Origin of the sequence: Caballeronia sp. INML2, assembly GCF_023631365.1 — a bacterium.
Classification (GTDB): Bacteria; Pseudomonadota; Gammaproteobacteria; order Burkholderiales; family Burkholderiaceae; genus Caballeronia; species Caballeronia turbans.
Genome location: NZ_JALQDH010000111.1, coordinates 200,205 through 219,208 on the forward strand (window position 1 = coordinate 200,205; position 19,004 = coordinate 219,208).

The window sequence follows — 19,004 nt, forward strand, 5'->3', positions numbered from 1 at the left end:
TCAAGGACTACACGATGTCGCTCTATCCCATTCTTTCTGCGCTCCTCGATTATCCGGAACCGGCGTTGCTGGACGCGCTGCCGGAAATTGAAGCCGCACTGCACGAGTGGCCGCAGACGCGGACGCGCCTTGCGCCGCTCATCGAATCACTGAAGCTTCCGCTGATCGACGTGCAGCAGAACTACGTCGCCACGTTCGACCGCAATCCGTCGCACTCACTGCATCTCTTCGAGCACGTGCACGGCGAAAGCCGCGATCGCGGCCAGGCGATGGTCGATCTGCTCGACGAGTATCGCGGTCTCGGCCTCGATGTCGCATCGAACGAATTGCCCGATTACGTGCCGCTCTTTCTCGAAGTGCTCGGCGCGATCGAACCCGGTCGCGCACAGTCATTGCTCGACGATGCGATTCACGTACTCGACGCAATCGGGGAACGTCTGGCGCGCGATGAAAGCCCGTATGCGGCGGTGTTCGCCGTCTTGCGCGGGCTCGCCACGATCGAGCCGCGCCCGCTCGTGCAGCCGCCCGTGCGCGACATGGACGAGATGCTCGAAACGTTCGGGCCGGGTCCCGACGGCGTCGAGCCGCTGCTCGCGCCGCACGCGCGACAGGACACACAAACCATTCGCTTTCATCCGCGCGGCGCATTGATGGCCGGCGCGGGCGCACCCATCGCAAAGGACGCACGATGAATCTGTTCAACGCCTTCGTGTTCGGCATCTATCCCTACATCGCCGCGAGCGTCTTCCTGTTCGGCAGCCTCGTGCGCTTCGAGCGCGAGCAGTACTCGTGGAAGGCGGACAGCACGCAGTTCGTCGAACGCGGCAACCTCAGGCTCGGCAATATCCTGTTCCACGTCGGGATTCTGGGGTTGTTCTTCGGCCACCTCGTCGGCTTGCTGACGCCGGTTGCGGTGTGGGATGCGCTCGGCATCGAGCACAGCGTCAAGCAGGTGTTCGCGATGGTCGCCGGCGGCGTGATGGGCACGATGTGTCTTGCCGGGCTGCTGATCCTGCTGCATCGTCGCCTGAGGAGCGCGCGGCTGTCGGCACTGACCAAAACCGGCGACCGTGTGCTGCTGCTGTGGATTCTGATCACGTTGCTGCTCGGGCTTTCGACGATCGGTCTGTCGGCCGGTCACATGGACGGCTCCATGATGGTGCGCCTCATGACCTGGGCGCAGCACATCGTCACATTCAGAGCCGATGCCGCGCGTTATGTCGCAGATGCGCCGCTGCTCTTCCGCGTACATTTGTTCATGGGCATGAGTCTGTTCGTGATATTCCCGTTCACGCGTCTCGTGCATGTCTGGAGCGGCTTCGCTTCTGTGGGTTATCTCGGGCGGGCGTGGCAACTGGTCCGCAGCCGCTGAATCCGTCAACGGAGAAGCATGTCCTTGCCGTCGTTTCGCGAACGTCTGACTACACGCATCGTCGCGCTGTCGATGGTGTCGCTTCTCCTCGTGCTCACGATGATCGGCGGAACGCTTTGGCTGTCGTGGCAATTGCAGGGTGCGGGCGCCGCGATCAACGACGCGGGCAGCTTGCGCATGCGCGCGAACGCCTTGGCGATTGCCCTGATGCAGCACCCGGTACCTTCGCAGCCGGTGTTGCTATTTCAGATCGAACAGATGAACTCGACGCTCGATCGCCTGCGCAAGGGCGATCCTGCGCGCCCGCTCTTTCTTCCCGACGATACCGACGTGCGCCGCCAGTTCGATTACGTCGCGGATGCGTGGCACAGGCGGCTCGAACCCGACGTGCGCAAAGGTATGGCCGCCGAACCGCAAGCGGTAACGCGTTATCTGCTTGAATTGCGTACTTTTGTCACGGGCGCGGACGAACTCGTTGGCCTGATCGAACGGGAGAACGCGCGCAAGACCGCGTGGCTGCGCACGTCGCAGATGGCGCTCGCAGCGATGGCGTGCATCGGCACCGTGGCGATCGTCTATCTGCTCTATCTATGGATTGTCGTGCCCGTGCAGCGCTTGCAGGCAGGCCTCGCGCGCATCGAAGCGCGCGAGTTCGACGCGCGTCTGCCCGTCGACACACAAGACGAGTTTGGACATCTTGCGGCAGGCTTCAACCGCATGGCTGCGGAATTGCAGACGCTCTATCGCGATCTGGCGAGCCGCGTCGATGCGAAGACGGCCGAACTCGCCGCGCAGAACCGCGAACTCACGACGCTCTATGAAATGGCGGCATTCCTGAATCAGTCGAATGACGTCGATGCGCTATGCCGAGGTTTTCTCACGCGCCTCACGCGTCAATTCGACGCGGACGGCGCCGCAGTTCGTCTCTTGACCGAGGATGCTCAGGTGCGTCTGATCGGTTCGGAAGGGCTGCCCGACGCGTTGCTTCGGGACGAACGCTGCTTTGACGCCGACGGCTGTGTGTGCGACGAACGGCCCTGCCGCAGCGTTGGCTTCACGAGCGTCAGGGCGTTCGACATCGTGTCGCAAGGCGAAAAGCTCGGTGCGTTTTCGCTGCATTTCCGTAGCGAGCGACTCGTTCCCGCGTCGGAAGCGCAGCTCCTCGAAACGCTCGGCGCGCATTTCGGTACGGCCCTCGAAAGCAGGCGGATCGCGGCGCTCGCCCGGCAGCTTGCGGTGTCGGAGGAGCGCAATCTTGTCGCCCAAGGTTTGCACGACAGCATTGCGCAGAGCCTTAACTTTCTGAAGATGCAGGTCCATTTGCTCGACGCCGCCACGCGCGAAGCACGCATGGACGAGATTCGCGAGATCGTGCCCTTGCTCGCGGGCGGCGTGGCCGAAAGCTATGTCGACGTGCGCGAACTTCTGATGAACTTCCGCACGAAGCTCGGCAGCGGCGAACTCAGGCGCACGGTAGATGAATCGCTCGAACGTTTCGGCGTGCAGACGGGCGTCGTGCCCTTGCTCGACTATCGCGACGAAGGCGGCCTTCCGTTGCCGCCGGATCAGCAATTGCAGGTACTTTTCATCCTGCAGGAAGCGCTCTCGAACATTCGCAAGCACGCGGAGGCGCAGCGCGTAAACGTGACGATCGTCAATGATCGCGACTTCCGCCTCCTTGTCGAGGATGATGGCCAGGGCTACGATCCAGAAGAGATGGCCGTCCTGGGCGAGACACACGTCGGCTTTCACATCATGCGAGAGCGCGCGCACAGGCTCGGCGCCAAGCTTCGGCTGACCGGAGCGCCCGGTCACGGCGCGCGCGTCGAACTCGTCTTGCCGGGCCCGGCGCGTAAGGCTGCATGAACAGGGTCTCGCGCGCCGGTTTCGAGAGCTGCTTCGAGTTGTGTCATGACCATCCGTATTCTGTTGATCGACGATCACGCGCTGTTCCGTTCAGGCGTTCACGCCATCTTGCAGCGGCAATCCGATTTCGAAGTCGTTGGCGAAGCAGCCGACGGGATCGAAGGCCTTAAGCGCGCGAAGCAGTTTCTACCGGATGTGATTTTGCTCGATCTCAACATGCCCGGGCTTTCCGGGCTCGAAACGCTGAAACTGCTCGTGCAGGACGTGCCGCAGGCCGCGGTAGTCATGCTGACTGTTTCCGAGGAACTCGACGAACTCGCGCTCGCATTGCGCGACGGCGCGTGCGGCTACCTGCTCAAGAGTATCGAAACCGAAACCCTCGCCAGCGCGATCGGCAAGGCGGCGGCGGGTCATCCCGTCATCGCAGACGACATGACGGCGAAGCTTGTTGCCAGCATGCGCGCGCCGAAAGCCGCGCCGGTTGCAGCTCCCGTCGCCGCCGATCCACTCACGACACGCGAGCGCGACATCATGCGCGAACTGGCGCGCGGTGCGAGCAACAAGGAAATCGCACGCTCGCTGCTGCTCGCGGAAAGCACGGTGAAGATCCACGTGCGCAGCATCCTGCGCAAGCTCAATCTGACGAGCCGCGTCCAGGTCGCGATCTACGCAGTCGGGCACGACGCCGCGCAGCCGACGCAAGCCGCCTGAACGTTCACCAACACGCGTGAAAGCTCGCATCACATCAAGCGTTACACCATGAATTCTTATCAAACTGAGTTGCCCATGACCTCTTACGCTCATACTTTCGCGCCGCTCACGATTCGCGGCCGCAATCTGCTGCCGATCGTGCAGGGCGGCATGGGCGTGGGCATCTCCGCGCATCGGCTGGCGGGCAGCGTGGCGCGCGAAGGCGCGCTCGGCACCATCGCGAGTATCGACTTGCGTCATCATCATGAGGACTTGCTCGCGATGTGCCGTGAAGACCCGTCACGTCCGACGCTCGAGCGCGCGAACGTGATCGCGCTCGCGCGTGAGATCAAGGCGGCGCGCGCGCTGTCGGAAGGGCGCGGCATGATCGCCATCAACGTGATGAAGGCCGTGAGCGCGCATGCGGACTATGTGCGCGTCGCGTGCGAAGAGGGCGCCGATGCGATCGTGATGGGCGCGGGTCTTCCGCTCGACTTGCCGGATCTCACCCAAGGCTGCGATATCGCGCTGGTCCCCATTCTGTCGGACAGCCGCGGTGTGACCCTCGTTCTCAAGAAGTGGATGAAGAACGGCCGCTTGCCCGACGCGATCGTGATCGAGCATCCGGCGCATGCGGGCGGGCATCTGGGCGTCAGCGACGTCGCGGACATGCACGACGAGCGCTTCGGCTTCGAGCGCGTGCTGAAGGAACTCGACGCGTCCTTTGCATCGCTCGGGCTGAAGCGCGACGATGTGCCGGTGATCGTGGCGGGCGGCATCAACAGTCATGAGGCCGTGCGCAAGTGGCTCGCCGCTGGCGCGAACGGCGTGCAGCTCGGTACGCCTTTCGCCGTCACCGAAGAGGGCGACGCGCATCCCGAGTTCAAGCGCGTGCTGGTCGAGGCGACGCCGGAGGATATCGTCGAATTCGTGAGCGTGACCGGCCTGCCCGCGCGCGCCGTGAAGACGCCGTGGCTCATGCGCTATCTGCGCAACGAGGAGCGCATCCGCACGAAGATCGGCGCGCGCAAGCAGACGTGCCCGTCGGCGCTCGAATGCCTGAGCGCGTGCGGCCTGCGCGACGGCATCGAGAAGTTCGGCCACTTCTGCATCGATACGCGCCTTGCGGCGGCATTGCGCGGCGATGTCGGCAATGGCCTGTTCTTCCGCGGACGCGAGACGCTGCCTTTCGGCGCGGCGATCCGCAGCGTGCGCGATCTCATCGAACTGCTGTTGACGGGCGCGACGAAAGGCGCGCCGGCGGCGTGTTGAAAACCGAAACGGCGTGTTTCGAGGGAAGCGGCGAGCGATCGTCGCATTCCTGTTGGCTGCGAAGGGGTTCGGTACTAGGAAAGCCGGTCAAGAGATAGTGCAGCGCTGGCAGTAGCATGATTCTTTTCCATTGAGTTAGATCATGCTCGATGCGACGATTTGGAAACAGATTGGGACGGTCCGGAAAGAGGCTTGCTATGGCGGCTTCGACGGGGTCCTTGCCGAAGTTATCCAGATGACCTTCTACTGCCACCGCGCGACGGCATACGCTGCTTCGTACCGGCGGCCGGCGACGGTCGAAGCGTGCGCGACATGCGCATACGCGTGGCTGCGGTACCTGAACGACGTTGCGCCTCATAGCGGGCTTTCTCATTCCTGAGAGCCGGCAATCTCTGGCAGGACGAAGCGGAGTCAAGTGCTTCGTCCCAGAGTAAGCCAGACTCAGCGCCCCGCACCCTTTGCCACCGAGGGCAATCCCGGCGGCGGTCCGCTGTCGGCGAGGTTGAACATCGGCATCGCGCTCGGACAATGAAAGCGCGTGAGCACATCGCTCGTGAGCGGATTGGCCACGCTGCCCGGAGCGGTCACATCCAGCGCCGCCTTGCGGCCATCGAAGTCGAACACCACCCGCGTGCGCCCCAGCGTCGCGGTCTGTACGACTTGCCCGCGACGCAACAGGCGCATCAATGCCCACGGTCCATCGGCACTGATGGTGGACGTCTCCGCGCGAATACGCGGGCTCGCTGTCACTTCGACGTGCACACCGCCGCGCGGCCCCGGCCACGTGAATTTGAGTGGCGTGACAGGTCCATGCTGGTACAGGGTGCTTTGCCCATCGATATCGATGCCCAGGTTCAATATCGTGGGATCGAGCTCGGGGACGCGCAACTCGGCTTTCCACGCCACCTGCTTGCCCTGGTCGCCGAAGAAGACCGCGCGGATCGCGGCCGCCTGTTGAAATGGTTCGAGATCGGGACCTTGCACGGGCTCCGTCGATCCGGGCAGGGTTTTGTATCGCCACGGCTGCGACGACGTATCCACGAAAGAAGCGAGGTTCTTCGTAAAGAAATCGTCGATCAGACCGCCTTGGGCGAACAGGCGCGTGAAGTCCTCGACGCTGATATCACGGCCGCTCTCCGGTACAAACGGAAACGTGCCTTCGACCGCAACGCGGCATGCATCGCCGACGACCGCCTGTGTCTGACGCGATAGCAGTTGGCCGACGCCGCGATTAACTTCGACGGAACCCTGCGTCGCGAGTCCCAGCAAGACCTCGCGGAAAGGCGCGGGCATTGTCGCGGCCGCCATCTTGAGTTTGGCCGATGCATCGCTCGGCGGCGGCAAACCGTTATTGGCCAGTGCGTTGTCGGCAATCGTGAGCGCGGTGTAACTATCGTTGAGCAGCGTCGTCACGCTGTCGAGTCCGGTTTTGCCGGCAGGCGCGGCGGCTTGCGCGTCGGTCTGGATTTGCGCGCTGCCCGTCACCATCTCGCGCAGCGGCGCGAAGCGACTGTCGACAAGTTCGCGTTCGACCCGCTCTTGCGCGCGAAAGCCGAACAGCTTCGTTTTTTCGTCGAGCTTGCTGCTCGTCTTGTCGATGAGCGTGCTGTCCGGCCCCGTGATCTTTTGCGTAAGCGTGGTTTCGCGTGTGACGGCACGCGCGAGACGCGCGAGGGGCGAATCGGGTGCCGAGAACTGACGCAGGATCTGAAGGTTGAACGCGAGGCTCGATCCCGTGACAGGCCGGATATCCGCAAGGAAGCTTTCCCAACGCTGCGCGTATTCGGTGAGGTAGAGCCGGCGGATGGCATCGGTCAGGCCGTCATCCGCACCTGCGGCAGTACGGGCGCTCTCAAGCGTTTTTTTTTTGAGCCGAAGTGTAGTCTGTCAGATAAGATCGGCCCATGACCCACGCATCGTCGTCGCGCGCGACTTGCACGAACTCGGGCAGACGCTTGTCGAAGAGATTGCGATATCCGTCGAACGTGAAGAGCCCCGGCACGCCGCGCGAGAGTGGATCGCCGCTTGCCCGCGTGAACACCGTTCCGGCCTGCGGGCCGACCGCCCGCAACAGCGTGAAGTCATCAGGAGCGTCTTGCTGCATGGCGGCCTTCGCCCGCTCGTAAAGCCGCTGCGTACCGTTGCTGGAATCGAGGAAGGCGCGAGCGCGTTCGATCAGCGCGTCGTTTCGAATGAGCGGTGACTGAACGATCTGGTCGCCCGAAAAGAGCTGTTGCGCATGCTCCAGCATCGAGGCGCGCGCGCCGAAGATCGTCGCGCTGTCGGTTCGCGACCAGTCATCCAGAACCCAGGCCTTGAGCTCGTCAGGGTCGTACTTCGTGCGGTCGTGCAGCATCAAATAGACGCGCAGCGCGGAGTAGGCCGTCTTCGTGTCCTTGTCAGCGATGGCCTTGTCGATGACCGTCTCAATCCGGCGCACGATCTGCGGAAGCAGGAGATTGCCTTCCAGCGCGCGATAGGTTTGCGCGCTCGCAGTGACGATGCCCGGTGCGGCGTAGAGGCCATAGCGGAAAGCCGCATCGGGGTCGACGAGATCCAGTCCGCTCCAGCCTGGCAGGTTGCGTGCATCGGTGAGTGTATCGGGTATCGCCTCGGGCTTCGGATCGCGATAAAGACGCGCGACGTTCGCGGAAAGCGTCTCGGTCTTCTTCGCGATGACCTGCAGGTAGTCGCTGTTGTTGCCGAAGCTCGTACGCAATGCAAGAGCAAGCCATACGAACGCAATGATCGCGATGGCATGTCCGAACAGACGCAACACGCGCGCGCGATATTCCCAGCGCAGGTTGGGATGCACGAGATGCGCTTCCGGCAGAATGACGCGAGAAAACAGCTCGCGCAGGAAATAGCTATGCGCGCTCGACGGAGGAGCCGGCTGATTCACCAGCGACGCTTTGAGCGGCGCGGCGAGCCGCTGCATGATGGTGAGCGGTTCGCCCTGTAGCGGAACGCCTTCTTGCATGGCGCTCGTGAAATACACGCCGCGCAGCATCGACTGATGTTGCGTGTCGTCATAGCGCGAATCGAGGAATGTTTGCGCGAGCAAGTCGGACAGCGGCGCGGTCAGTGCGGCGAACGCTTCGGGCAGCGCGGCGAGTTGACGTCGGCGCTTGACGTCATACTCGTCTTCGAGACGTGTGTTGACGCCCGCTGCGACGCGGTCGGCAAGTCCAGTCAGCTCCTGCGCGCAGCGTTCAGCGAATGACGGCTCCGCAAGCGGCAAGGTAAATCCCCAGATCTGCGCACGATGCTCATCGGTCAATGACGAGAAGTAGGCGTCGAATCCCGTCAGACGGTCCATCTGCGTGACGATCAGATAGACGGGAAAGCGGATTCCGAGTGTCGAGCGCAGATCGGTGAGTCGTGCGCGCAGCGCCGAAGCTTCGGCCGCGCGTGTCGCCGGATCAGGGTCGGTCAGGAGTTCGAGCTTGATGGTCAGCAACGCGCCGTTGATCGGCGTGCGCGGGCGCTTGCGGCGCAGCAGCGCCAGAAAGCCCAGCCATTCGTCGGTATCGGCCTGACGCCGATAGGCCGCATCGTCGAAATCGATCGGTCGCCTGTCTGCCCGTCGCCCGACGCTCGAGATATTTCGCGCCATCATGTCGTCGCTGGTGAGCGCCGCCTGCATGACGGGCTCCGGCAACGCGTGGGCCGACTTGCCGGGATGGATGTAGTAGCCGGCGGTGTCGATGAAGACCGCGTCGTTGGTAAGCCACCACTGCACGGGCGCGCCCGATGACGGCTGCGCTGCTGCGCCGATCGAAGCGGGGCTTCGTGGTGCAATGTCCGCCGATACGGGAAGGCCGGCGTTGAGAACGACGCGCGTCTTTCCCGAACCCGCCGACCCCAGCGTGATGTACCACGGCAATTGATACAAGTGACGCGTGCGCTGAAACAGGCGCGCCACGCCGTGCGCGCCGGAACGCATGCGTTTGAGTCGCGCAAGCGCGCCGTTCATGCGCGCCTCGATCTCTTTCAGGCGTGCGGCTGCGGGTGAGTCGAACTTTCGGCTGTCGAAGGCGAGCGTCCGGTTCAGGAACTGCGGGTCGCGGCGCATGCGCTGCCAGATACGGTGAAGGCCCCACATCGCAAAAAGTGCAATGACCACGGCAATCGCGATCACGCGCGCTTCGGCGGAAGCGAAGGGTTTCGCTTCGCCAAAGCTGAGCAGCGGTGCCGCATGCCATATCAACAAACATAGCAGCGCGCCAAAGACGATCGCCGTCGACCACCCGTTGATCCACAGCAACGCGCCGCACAGCAGCAAGGCGATGAGCACGACCCGCAACGCGATGCTTTCCAGCGGCCTCAATCCGCCGAAGGCGACATACGGACCGAGGAACCATACGCCCATCGCGGCCAGAATGAACGCGACGGTCGCAAGAAACCAGCGCGAGCGCAGAAACGACAACAACTTCTTCATACTTCAAGTTCCGTTCGGCAGAATGAGACGCAAGGAGAGGGCCAAAGGCGGGCAACGCGGGCTACGGCGTCACGTTGATGGCGACGCGACGGTTCAGCGCGCGGCCTTGCGCGGTGGTGTTGTCACCGATGGGATCGGCTTCGCCTTTGCCGACGGCTTCGAGACGGCCGGCCGGAACGCCTGACGTTTGCAGCATCTGCATGACCTGTGTGGCTCGTTCCAGAGAAAGGACATCGTTGGAAGCGAACTGTCGGCTCTTGATGGGCACGTTGTCCGTGTAACCCGTGATCGACACTTTGCCCGGCACCTTGGCCAGTTCGCGCGCGATCTTGGCGATGAGCGGTGTCATCGATGCATTGACGCTGACGCCGCCCGGCGGGAACATCGCGTCGCCGCGAAAGGTGACGGTGGCGTGATGCGCGTCCTCGTCCACGCTGACCGTGCCCACGGCGATCTCGTTTTTCAGGAGTTCGCGCAACGGCGGCAGGCGCGGAGCGGGCGGCGGCGCCATCTTGCCGATTTCAACGATCTGCTTCTCGACGTTCGTGCCTTGCGCGAGCAGGTGATACTTGAACCAGCCGAACAAGGCAAGCAGAACGAAGCCGCACAACGCGAACGAGATCCACACGGGAAAGTCATAGAACGACAGACGCTTGCCGCGCGCATCCGAGTGCGCATGCGGCGACAGCGGAACGGGAACCGCTTGTCTGCTCGCCTGGATTTCGTGATAGAGACGCTGCCTCACGGCGTCATGCTTGCGCGCGCCGTCCGCCTCCTGTCGATATCGACCCATGAAGCCGAGGCTCAGAATGCGGAAGATCACTTCGAGCAGATCGAGGTGCTCGTGCGACTGACTCATCAGGCGGCCGATCAGCATGTAGATTTTTTCGCCGCCTTTCGGGTCTTCATGGAACTGGATGGCGAGGCCATTCTTCATCCAGGCGGCACCGGAATCACCTTTTCCCCACGCAGTTTGCATGGCTGCTTCGTCCAGCGCCGTGCACAGGCAATAGCGCGCCCCGAGCATATGTTCCCGTCGCAGATTGGCTTGCTCGCACAAGCGCTGAAAGTTTCCGACTTCTTCCTTCAGCAGCGCGTGCAGTGCCTCGATCTGATTGTTCGACAACGAGTCGGGCATTTCAGCGAGTACGCGCAAAAGCGGGCGTGCTGCTTCGAGCAGCGGATTGCGAGCCTGTTTGATGGCGCCCAGGCGCACGGATGCCTGCTCGCCCGGCGGAATCTGGCTGAGCAGTGCGGCACCGAGCCCGGGTTGCGCCTTCTCGTCAGCGTCGAAGGGCTGTGTTGTCGGTGCATCCATATTCACGTTCGTTCCCCGGCTTCGTCTTTATGTCTGTGCTCAACCACGTATGCCCCACAGTTGAAGCTGCAATGACGGGAACTCGCCCGCGACGTGCAGTCCAATGCCGCCGTGCTTCATCACCATGTCCCACAGCGGGCCGCCCTGCGCAATTTCGTAGTACACGAAGCCTGCATTGAACGGAATCTGGCGCGGCGGAACAGGCATGGACTGCATTGGAATACCAGGCAAATGCCCGCGCACGAGATCCGCAAGGCGTTCCGACGGGCCTACCTTGGCCTTGTTGACGAACTGTTGCGCCAGTGCATCGAGCGGCATCTGCGCCGACACCGCGAGCACGAGCGCCGAGAAGCTCCGCAATTCGGCGGGTTCGACGGAAGCGTTCTTCACACCGTAACCGGCATCGACCAGTGCGATGCCTTGCGCGCTGCGTATGAGCACTGCGTTGAGCAGCCATTGCGTGTCGTCGAAGAGCGGGCGCAGGCAAACGTGCGGCTGCTCGTGCTGATACGGCGGATGCGACTCGAGCGGTCGGCGCGTGCTGGGCCGCACATATGTGGACAACTCGCCGGCCATGCAGAGCAGCACGGCATAAAGATCGGCGGGCGAGGTCGTCGGGATGCGACGCAGGTGTTGCAGCAAGGGCTCGTAACGGTTGAGTGTTTGCAAAAGCAAATAATCCGACGCTTCTGCGACCGATCCTGCTTTTCCGTCGCTGCCCGTGAGTCGTTCGGCGAGCCGATTCGCGCGCATGCGGGCAAGTTCGTGAATGTCGCCGAGCCAGTTGCTGAGCAACGGGCTCGCACCATAACCCGAGACGGGCGGGATGAGGGTCGTGTCGAGTTCGATGCTGCCGTCCGCGCGCAAGGCCTTGATCCTGGTGAGCGGCAATCCGATCCACGCGTCCGTCAGTTCCTTGCGCGGCAGCAGACGCAAGCGAAGGTTCGAAAGCTGCACGGTCTTGAATCCCTGACCGATGGAATTGGCATCGCGCACCTCGGTATCGAAGACGGCATAGCGGGCGAGCGAATCGGCGGAATTCGCGAACGTCGTTTCCTCGCCGTTCGGCACGCGAATGGGCACGGCGAGATAGATGACCTGGTCGAGATGTTCCTGTCGGATCGTCAGCGGCGCAGGCGGGGGCGTGCTGCCCGGCATATCGAAGGGCGTGCCATCGGCGAACACGCCGCTCGCCGACCTGACAATGACCTTGCCCAAAGCAAGGGCTTCCTCATCGATCTCGTAACGGGAAAAGCCGAAGAAGAAGGGCGAAAGCGGCGCGGCGCGCTTGTGTGCGAAGTGTTCCAGATAGCGCTCCTGCTGCTGGAACAACTGCGGTCGCAGAAACAGCCCTTCACTCCAGGTGACTTTGTTATGCCAGCTCATACGGAGAGTACTTATCGGTTTCGTGATTGCGCATCGCTGATGTCGATCGCATTGGCGCCAACGTCAACGATGAGTTTGAGCTTCGGTGCGCGGCGATACCACGCGGCCGTGGGCGTCGGAGGCAGCGGCCAGGTGGCGCGCCATACGGAATTGGGCAAGTCCCGATAGCTTGCGATGACGCCGAGCGTCGTGCTGGCATCGTTCGCGTTTCGTGCGATGGTTTTGCTCTCACCGGGACGCAGCAGGAATTGATCGCGCGCGACGAGATCGTCGGCGAGCACCGTCTTATCCTTGTCTTGCAGAGAATAGAAGTCGGCCTGATTGAACGTGTCTGCGTTCTTCAGTTCGTACACACGCACGAGAATGGGCGCGGGGCGCTTTTGGTCGTCGGGGTTGACGCTCGAGCCGGCATTGATCGATACGGTCAGTCTGAGCGGTTCGCGCAATGCGGGCGCGTTGCTTGTGCAGGCGGCAAGCATCAGCAAAGCCAGATAAAAAAAAGGGCGGATCGACAAAAGGCGCATGGAAAGAGGACGTGCGCTGAACCCCGCGAAGATGCCGAAGCGGGATTCAGCCAGGAAAGGGCAGGAGAAAGCGAGGACTTAAGCGTCCTTGTTGCCCTTGATATCGTATGCCGCGGTGACCGCACCGCCGCTGCCGCCTTGCGCGTTCTGCACGATGTATTCCTGCTTCACCTTGGAGAAGGAGAGGCGGACTTGCTCGTTCAGCGCTGTATCGCTACGGTTTCCGGACGGTTGAACGTGGGTGACGATCACGTCGCTCATGGTGATCTTGAGATACTCGAGCGGACTGCCGCCCGCCTTGCGAACGGTCAGCACGGCCTGGTCGATGTGCTTGCCCGTCAGGCAGTACTTCATCAGGTTCGGACTGGCCCGGTCGACGAAGTGTTCAAACGCGAGATCGTCCACCGTTGCTTTGCCCGCACCGCCACCGCTGCCGGAGTGCATCGAGGAATTCTGCGATACGGCCCATCCCCAGTGGGTTACTTCGATTTCGCCCTTGTGCGACGCGTCTTGCGATTCGCCGTCGATCCCGTTGATTTTCAGAAAGATGTCCATGGTCATGTCTAGTTACTCCTTTTTTACGAGAGCGGGTTGATGAAACAAGCCTTGGATGCCGCTGTCACTGCACGGCGGCACCCCGTTCTGAACCATCAGGCGCCTGAACATCCGATCATCAACTTCATGGAGAATTGCGAAGCGTTCGATCGGAACGGCCCAGATTCAGTTGTCGCTGCATATCGCCATGCAAGGTAGAGCGCTCATGCGCGATACGTTTCCGTGTTGTGTCTTCGACGTAATACGGGACCTGGCGCTATTCGTCGAACGATCAAACGCGCTTCGATCAGGCGGTGTCCTTCACCGACGGCAAGCGCGCCACCAGCCGCAATGACACCGTCAAACCTTCGAGCTGGAAATGCGGGCGCAGGAAGAACTTCGCCGAGTAATAGCCGGGATTACCCTCGATCTCTTCCACCACTACTTCAGCCGCCGCGAGCGGACGGCTCGCCTTGGTGTCTTGCGATGAGTTGGCCGGATCGGCGTCGACGTAATTCATGATCCAGCCGTTGAGCCACTGCTGCATTTCCTCGCGCTCGCGGAAACTGCCAATCTTGTCGCGCACGATGCACTTGAGGTAATGCGCAAAACGCGAGCACGCAAAAAGATATGGCAGGCGCGCCGAAAGATTCGCGTTGGCAGTCGCATCCGCGTCGTAGTATTCGGCGGGCCGCTGCAATGACTGCGCGCCGATGAAGGTCGCGTGATCCGTGTTCTTGCGATGAATCAGCGGGATGAACCCGTTCTTCGAGAGTTCGGCTTCGCGACGATCCGAGATGGCGATCTCGGTCGGGCACTTCATGTCGATGCCGCCGTCGTCGGTGGGGAAGGAGTGGCACGGCAAGTTTTCCACCGTGCCGCCCGATTCCACGCCGCGAATCAGCGAGCACCAACCGTACTGCTTGAAAGAACGGTTGATGTTCACACCCATGGCGTACGCGGCATTCGCCCACGCATAATTTCCATGATCGGCGCCGTTGGTCTCTTCCTCGAAGTCGAATTCGTCGACCGGATTGGTTTTCGCGCCATAGGGCAGGCGCGAAAGGAAGCGCGGCATTGCAAGACCGATGTAGCGGGCATCTTCGGTGCTGCGCAACGAATTCCAGGGCGCGTATTCGAGGTTCTGCGCAAAAATCTTGGTCAGGTCGCGCGGATTGGCGAGTTCCTGCCATGATTCCATTTGGAGCACCGAAGGCGATGCGCCTGAGATGAACGGTGTATGCGCGGCCGCCGCCACCTTGGCGATAGAGCCGAGCAGGTCGACGTCGGGCGGCGTATGGTCGAAGTAATAGTCCGCAACGAGACAGCCGTAAGGTTCACCGCCAAGCTGTCCATACTCTTCCTCGTAGATCTGCTTGAAGAGCGGGCTCTGGTCCCATGCGATGCCCTTGTAGCGCTTCATCGTGCGACGAAGTTCGTCTTTCGCGACATCCATGAAGCGAATTTTCAGGCGCTCGTCGGTCTCTGTGTTCGAGACGAGGTGATGCAGCCCCCGCCATGCCGACTCGAGCCTCTGAAAATCCTCGTTATGGATGATCAGATTGATCTGTTCGGATAGCTTATGATCTATTTGCGCAATAATGGCTTCGATGCTCTTGTAAGCGTCGTCGCTCACAACGATCGACTGCGCCAGCGCCTGCTCGGCCAGCGTCTGCACTGCCAGTTCAACGGATTCGCGCGCATGCTCCGTCTTGGGGCGGAATTCCTGTTCGAGCAGTTGCGCGAAGTCGCTGTGCTTGGCGTGTGCCTGAGCCTGCGCGGCTGCTGTGCGTGCTTGTGCCTGGTTGGCTGACATGGGTGTCCTCTTGTTCGTTCGATCCGTTCAAACCGCGTAATTGCCGTAGCAGTCGCGATCAGTTGAGCGTGGGTTCGGCGTCATCGCCGTTGGTCGTCGCACGGGGCTTGGGTGCCGCGGCCAGGGATTTGAGCAGCGCCGGGTCGGCTAGCAGCGAGTTGACGAGCGATTCGGCGCCCGACTTGCCATCCATGTAAGTCTGCAGGTTGGCGAGCTGTGTGCGCGCCTCGAGCAATTGACGCAGAGAATCCACTTTCTTCGCGACGGCCGCCGGAGAGAAGTCCTCAATGCTCTCGAAGGTCATATCGACCATCAACTGGCCTTGTCCCGTGAGCGTGTTCGGCACCGAGAATGCGACGCGCGGCTTGATTGCCTTCATGCGTTCGTCGAAGTTATCGATATCGATGTCGAGAAAGCGCCGATCCGCCACCGCGGGCAGCGGCTCGACGGGTTTGCCGGAGAGGTCGGCGAGCACGCCCATCACGAAGGGCAGCTCAATCTTCTTTTCGGAACCGTAGACCTCGACGTCGTATTCGATCTGCACGCGCGGCGCGCGGTTTCTCGCAATGAACTTCTGCGAACTGTTGTTGCTGGACTGGGACATGCTGTCTCCGTGGAGGAAATGTTAATGAGCCGCGACTGTGTCAGTGATTGCAAGCTCGATTGCGCTTGAGGGCGCGGCCTGCGCATCTGAAATTGCGATGTCGATGCGCCGGATCGAACGCCTTTGCGTGATGGCATCGAGCCAGACCGCGGAAAGGCGCGGCAGCACATGTTGTTCGATGAATCCGATCAGCACGCGCGCGCCGGTCTCCTGCACGAGACACCGCCCGACGATGTAGTCGACAAGGCGTTCGTCGAATGCAAGGACGACATCGTGCGCGCTCGACATACGCTGCGCGACGCGGTTCATGTGCAGTCGCACGATGCTCGCAAGCGATTCGTGGGCGAGCGGGCGATAGGGCACGATCGTCAAGCGACCGAGAAATGCCGCGGGGAATGTCTTTAGCAACTCGGGCGCGATCGCGGCGCGCAATGCGTCCTGATCGGGCGCAAGCGTCGCGTCGGCGCACAGGCTGGCGGTGAGGTCGGCGGCGGCGTTGGTGGTGAGCAGGATCGTCGTGTTACGGAAGTCGATGTAGCGGCCATCGCCGTCTTCCATGTAGCCCTTGTCGAAGACCTGAAAGAAGACCTCATGCACATCGCGATGCGCCTTTTCGATCTCGTCGAGCAAGACGACCGAATAGGGACGCCGACGCACCGCTTCGGTCAGCACGCCGCCTTCGCCATAACCGACGTATCCGGGCGGCGCACCCTTGAGACCGGAGACGGTATGCGCCTCCTGATACTCGCTCATGTTGATCGTGATGAGATTCTGTTCGCCGCCATAGAGCGCTTCGGCGAGGGCAAGCGCCGTCTCCGTCTTGCCGATACCCGACGGCCCCGCGAGCAGGAACACGCCCAGCGGCTTCTTCGGATCGGTCAGGCCGGCGCGCGCGGTCCGCACCCGTTCGCTGATCTGCTCGAGCGCGTCATTCTGACCGATCACGCGTGCGGCCAGCGTGGAGGACAGGGCGCGCACGGCGGCGATCTCGTCGGTGACCATGCGGCCTACCGGGATGCCAGTCCAGTCCGAGACGATCTCGGCGACGATGGCTTCGTCGACTTCCGGAAAGACGAGCGGTGTTTCGCCTTGCAGCGCGCGCAATTCCTGTTCGAGCGTGCGCAAGGCATCAGGCGGCGGGCGATCGTCGGCCGTTTCCGAAGCGTGCGCAGCGAGTGCCGCCTCCCGCGCGCTGATCAACGCCTGCGCGGCCGCGACCTGGGCTTTCCAATCTGCTTCCAATGCGCTTTCTTCCGCGCGCAACGTATCGATACGCGCCTGAATGGAGAGCACGCCATCGGTCGAATCGAGTCCGATGCGCGCCTCCTGTTCGAGCAAGTCACACTCCACGTGCGCCGCTTGCAATCGCTGCCGAACGTCTTGCAACTCACGCGGCGGCGTTTGCTGAGAGAGCGCCACGCGGGCGCACGCCGTGTCGAGCAGGCTGATCGCCTTATCGGGCAACTGACGTGATGGAATATAGCGATGCGATAACGCGACCGCTGCGCGAATCGCCTCGTCGCGCACGACGACGCTGTGATGCCGCGAGAACGTCTGAGCCAGTCCGCGCACCATGTCGATCGCCGCGTCCTCTTGCGGCTCGGCCACTTGCAGGACCTGGAAGCGCCGCGTGAGCGCGGGATCTTTCTCGATATGCCGCTTGTACTCCGACCACGTGGTCGCACCGATCACGCGCACCGCGCCGCGTGCGAGAGCGGGCTTGAGCAGATTCGCGGCGTCGCCGGTGCCGGCCTGACCGCCCGCGCCGACGAGCGTGTGGATCTCGTCCACGAACAGGATCACCGGCACGGGCGACTTCTTCGCCGCTTCGAGCACACCTTTGAGACGCGCTTCGAATTCCCCCTTCATGCTCGCGCCCGCCAGCAACGCGCCGACATCGAGCGAGAGCAGGCGCACCTCGGCGAGCACCGAAGGCACTTCGTTGCAGGCGATCGCAAGCGCCAGTCCTTCGACCACGGCGGTCTTGCCCACGCCCGCTTCGCCGGTCAGCAGAGGGTTGTTCTGCCGGCGACGCAGCAACACATCGACGATCGTGCGGATTTCCTGATCGCGTCCCGTCACCGTATCGATCTCGCCAGCACGCGCGAGCGCGGTGAGATCCGCACAGTACTGCTCGAGCGCGTCATGCGACGATGCACTCCGCGCGCCGGATGCCTCGCCAGGAAGAGCGGGGCTGAAGTCGCTGTTGTCGTAAGGCGCATCGTTCGACTCGGGTGAGCCGGCGATCCAGCCAGGCAAGACATCGTTGAAGCCTTCGACGGGAATACGGCCGAAGGCCGGGGACACGGCGAGCAGCAAGCGCCGTAATTCGGGTGTCCCGACCAGTGCAGCGAAAAGCCAGGCGCTTCGAATGCGACGATCGTCGAAGGCGAGCGTGGCGAGCACCCACGCGCGCTCGATCGCCATCTCGACATGGTGCGAGAAATCGCTGATCGAACTCGCCCCCGCAGGCAACACGCGTAACGCACGTGCGAGGTCTTGCTCGAGCGTTTCCCGTTCGATGCCGGCGTGACGGATCACGCGATGCAGGTCGCTGTCGGGCAGTTGCAGGAGTTGATGAATCCAGTGCGTGAGCTCCACATAGGGATTGCCACGCAATTTGCAGAACGTGGTCGCGGATTCGATACTCCGAAACAGCGTCGTGCCGAGTTTGCCAAAGAGATTCTGCCTGGAAATCATTGATTATTCTCAAACAAGAATTTCAGATGCGCGCAGTACGGATAAAACCAGAGCTCGGTGTTTTCGGTTTTGAGCGACTGAAATGTGTGCCTCGATAATCAACTCGTCTTTCCAGTTGGTCAAGTCGCAGTAATTAACCTGCTTAGGCGACTAAAAATACTGACGTAAGGCGGGTTATCACACTGTAAGTATCCTAAATATATGTATACAAACGGGATGTTATCCAGATTTCATTTCCGTGGGCGGCAGGTGGAATCAGAAATTAGGGTAAAAGAACAGATTGGAAAAGAGTAATCCTAGTATTTTTGTTAATTAAGGTGTTCTTTTTATTGAAATTTGACGCTATATCTTATTCGATAACCATCAATGCCTATTGGCACCTAATTAAGTCTGGAAAAATGCCTTGGACATGCGTTAATCTACGGAAACGATATTCATAAGCGTCGCGGTTAAACGATCTTTCCCGCACGTCAAAAAGCAA

12 protein-coding genes and 1 pseudogene are annotated in these 19,004 nt (G+C 61.7%); 5 read left to right on the plus strand and 8 right to left on the minus strand.

Annotated elements, in window-relative coordinates; genetic code table 11:
- The first annotated feature begins 14 nt into the window (after positions 1-14).
- From narJ to NCT32_RS33460, 5 genes are all read left to right on the plus strand, one after another.
- Positions 15-692, plus strand: a complete 678-nt coding sequence (narJ, locus tag NCT32_RS33440) for a nitrate reductase molybdenum cofactor assembly chaperone (protein WP_061118569.1) — start codon at positions 15-17, stop codon at positions 690-692.
- Positions 689-1,372, plus strand: a complete 684-nt coding sequence (gene narI, locus NCT32_RS33445; protein ID WP_061118529.1) for a respiratory nitrate reductase subunit gamma — start codon at positions 689-691, stop codon at positions 1,370-1,372. The genes narJ and narI overlap by 4 nt, the downstream gene beginning before the upstream one ends.
- Before the next feature lie 18 nt (positions 1,373-1,390).
- A complete protein-coding gene (locus tag NCT32_RS33450; RefSeq protein WP_250491287.1) occupies positions 1,391-3,238 on the plus strand; it encodes a type IV pili methyl-accepting chemotaxis transducer N-terminal domain-containing protein in 1,848 nt (615 codons plus the stop codon).
- A 45-nt stretch (positions 3,239-3,283) separates the two neighbouring features.
- Positions 3,284-3,949: a response regulator transcription factor gene (locus tag NCT32_RS33455; protein ID WP_250491288.1), complete on the plus strand. Its 666-nt coding sequence runs from the start codon at positions 3,284-3,286 to the stop codon at positions 3,947-3,949.
- A 75-nt stretch (positions 3,950-4,024) separates the two neighbouring features.
- Positions 4,025-5,200, plus strand: a complete 1,176-nt coding sequence (locus NCT32_RS33460) for a nitronate monooxygenase family protein (protein ID WP_250491289.1) — start codon at positions 4,025-4,027, stop codon at positions 5,198-5,200.
- Between the two features lie 441 nt (positions 5,201-5,641).
- On the opposite strand, the pseudogene tssM reads toward NCT32_RS33460, so the two are convergent.
- The 8 genes and pseudogenes from tssM to tssH all read right to left on the minus strand — a co-directional run bounded on the left by tssM (position 5,642) and on the right by tssH (position 18,523).
- Positions 5,642-9,641 (minus strand): annotated as a pseudogene (gene tssM / locus NCT32_RS33465) (type VI secretion system membrane subunit TssM).
- A gap of 61 nt (positions 9,642-9,702) precedes the next feature.
- Positions 9,703-10,959 carry a type VI secretion system protein TssL, long form gene (gene tssL, locus NCT32_RS33470; RefSeq protein WP_250491290.1) on the minus strand — a complete coding sequence of 419 codons (1,257 nt, stop codon included), beginning with the start codon at positions 10,957-10,959 and terminating at the stop codon, positions 9,703-9,705.
- Between the two features lie 39 nt (positions 10,960-10,998).
- Complete coding sequence (gene tssK, locus NCT32_RS33475) at positions 10,999-12,345, minus strand: type VI secretion system baseplate subunit TssK (protein ID WP_250491291.1); 1,347 nt, start codon at positions 12,343-12,345, stop codon at positions 10,999-11,001.
- Between the two features lie 11 nt (positions 12,346-12,356).
- Entirely contained in the window at positions 12,357-12,869 is a 513-nt protein-coding gene (gene tssJ / locus NCT32_RS33480) for a type VI secretion system lipoprotein TssJ (protein WP_250491292.1), read from the minus strand.
- Between the two features lie 78 nt (positions 12,870-12,947).
- Positions 12,948-13,430 carry a type VI secretion system tube protein Hcp gene (locus tag NCT32_RS33485; RefSeq protein ID WP_250491293.1) on the minus strand — a complete coding sequence of 161 codons (483 nt, stop codon included), beginning with the start codon at positions 13,428-13,430 and terminating at the stop codon, positions 12,948-12,950.
- A 280-nt stretch (positions 13,431-13,710) separates the two neighbouring features.
- The gene (gene tssC / locus NCT32_RS33490) at positions 13,711-15,219 is read right to left on the minus strand and encodes a type VI secretion system contractile sheath large subunit (RefSeq protein WP_250491294.1); all 1,509 of its coding nucleotides are present in this window, start codon (positions 15,217-15,219) and stop codon (positions 13,711-13,713) included.
- Between the two features lie 58 nt (positions 15,220-15,277).
- A complete protein-coding gene (gene tssB, locus NCT32_RS33495; protein ID WP_250491295.1) occupies positions 15,278-15,823 on the minus strand; it encodes a type VI secretion system contractile sheath small subunit in 546 nt (181 codons plus the stop codon).
- Between the two features lie 21 nt (positions 15,824-15,844).
- Positions 15,845-18,523 carry a type VI secretion system ATPase TssH gene (gene tssH / locus NCT32_RS33500; protein ID WP_250491296.1) on the minus strand — a complete coding sequence of 893 codons (2,679 nt, stop codon included), beginning with the start codon at positions 18,521-18,523 and terminating at the stop codon, positions 15,845-15,847.
- Between the last annotated feature and the right edge of the window lie 481 nt (positions 18,524-19,004).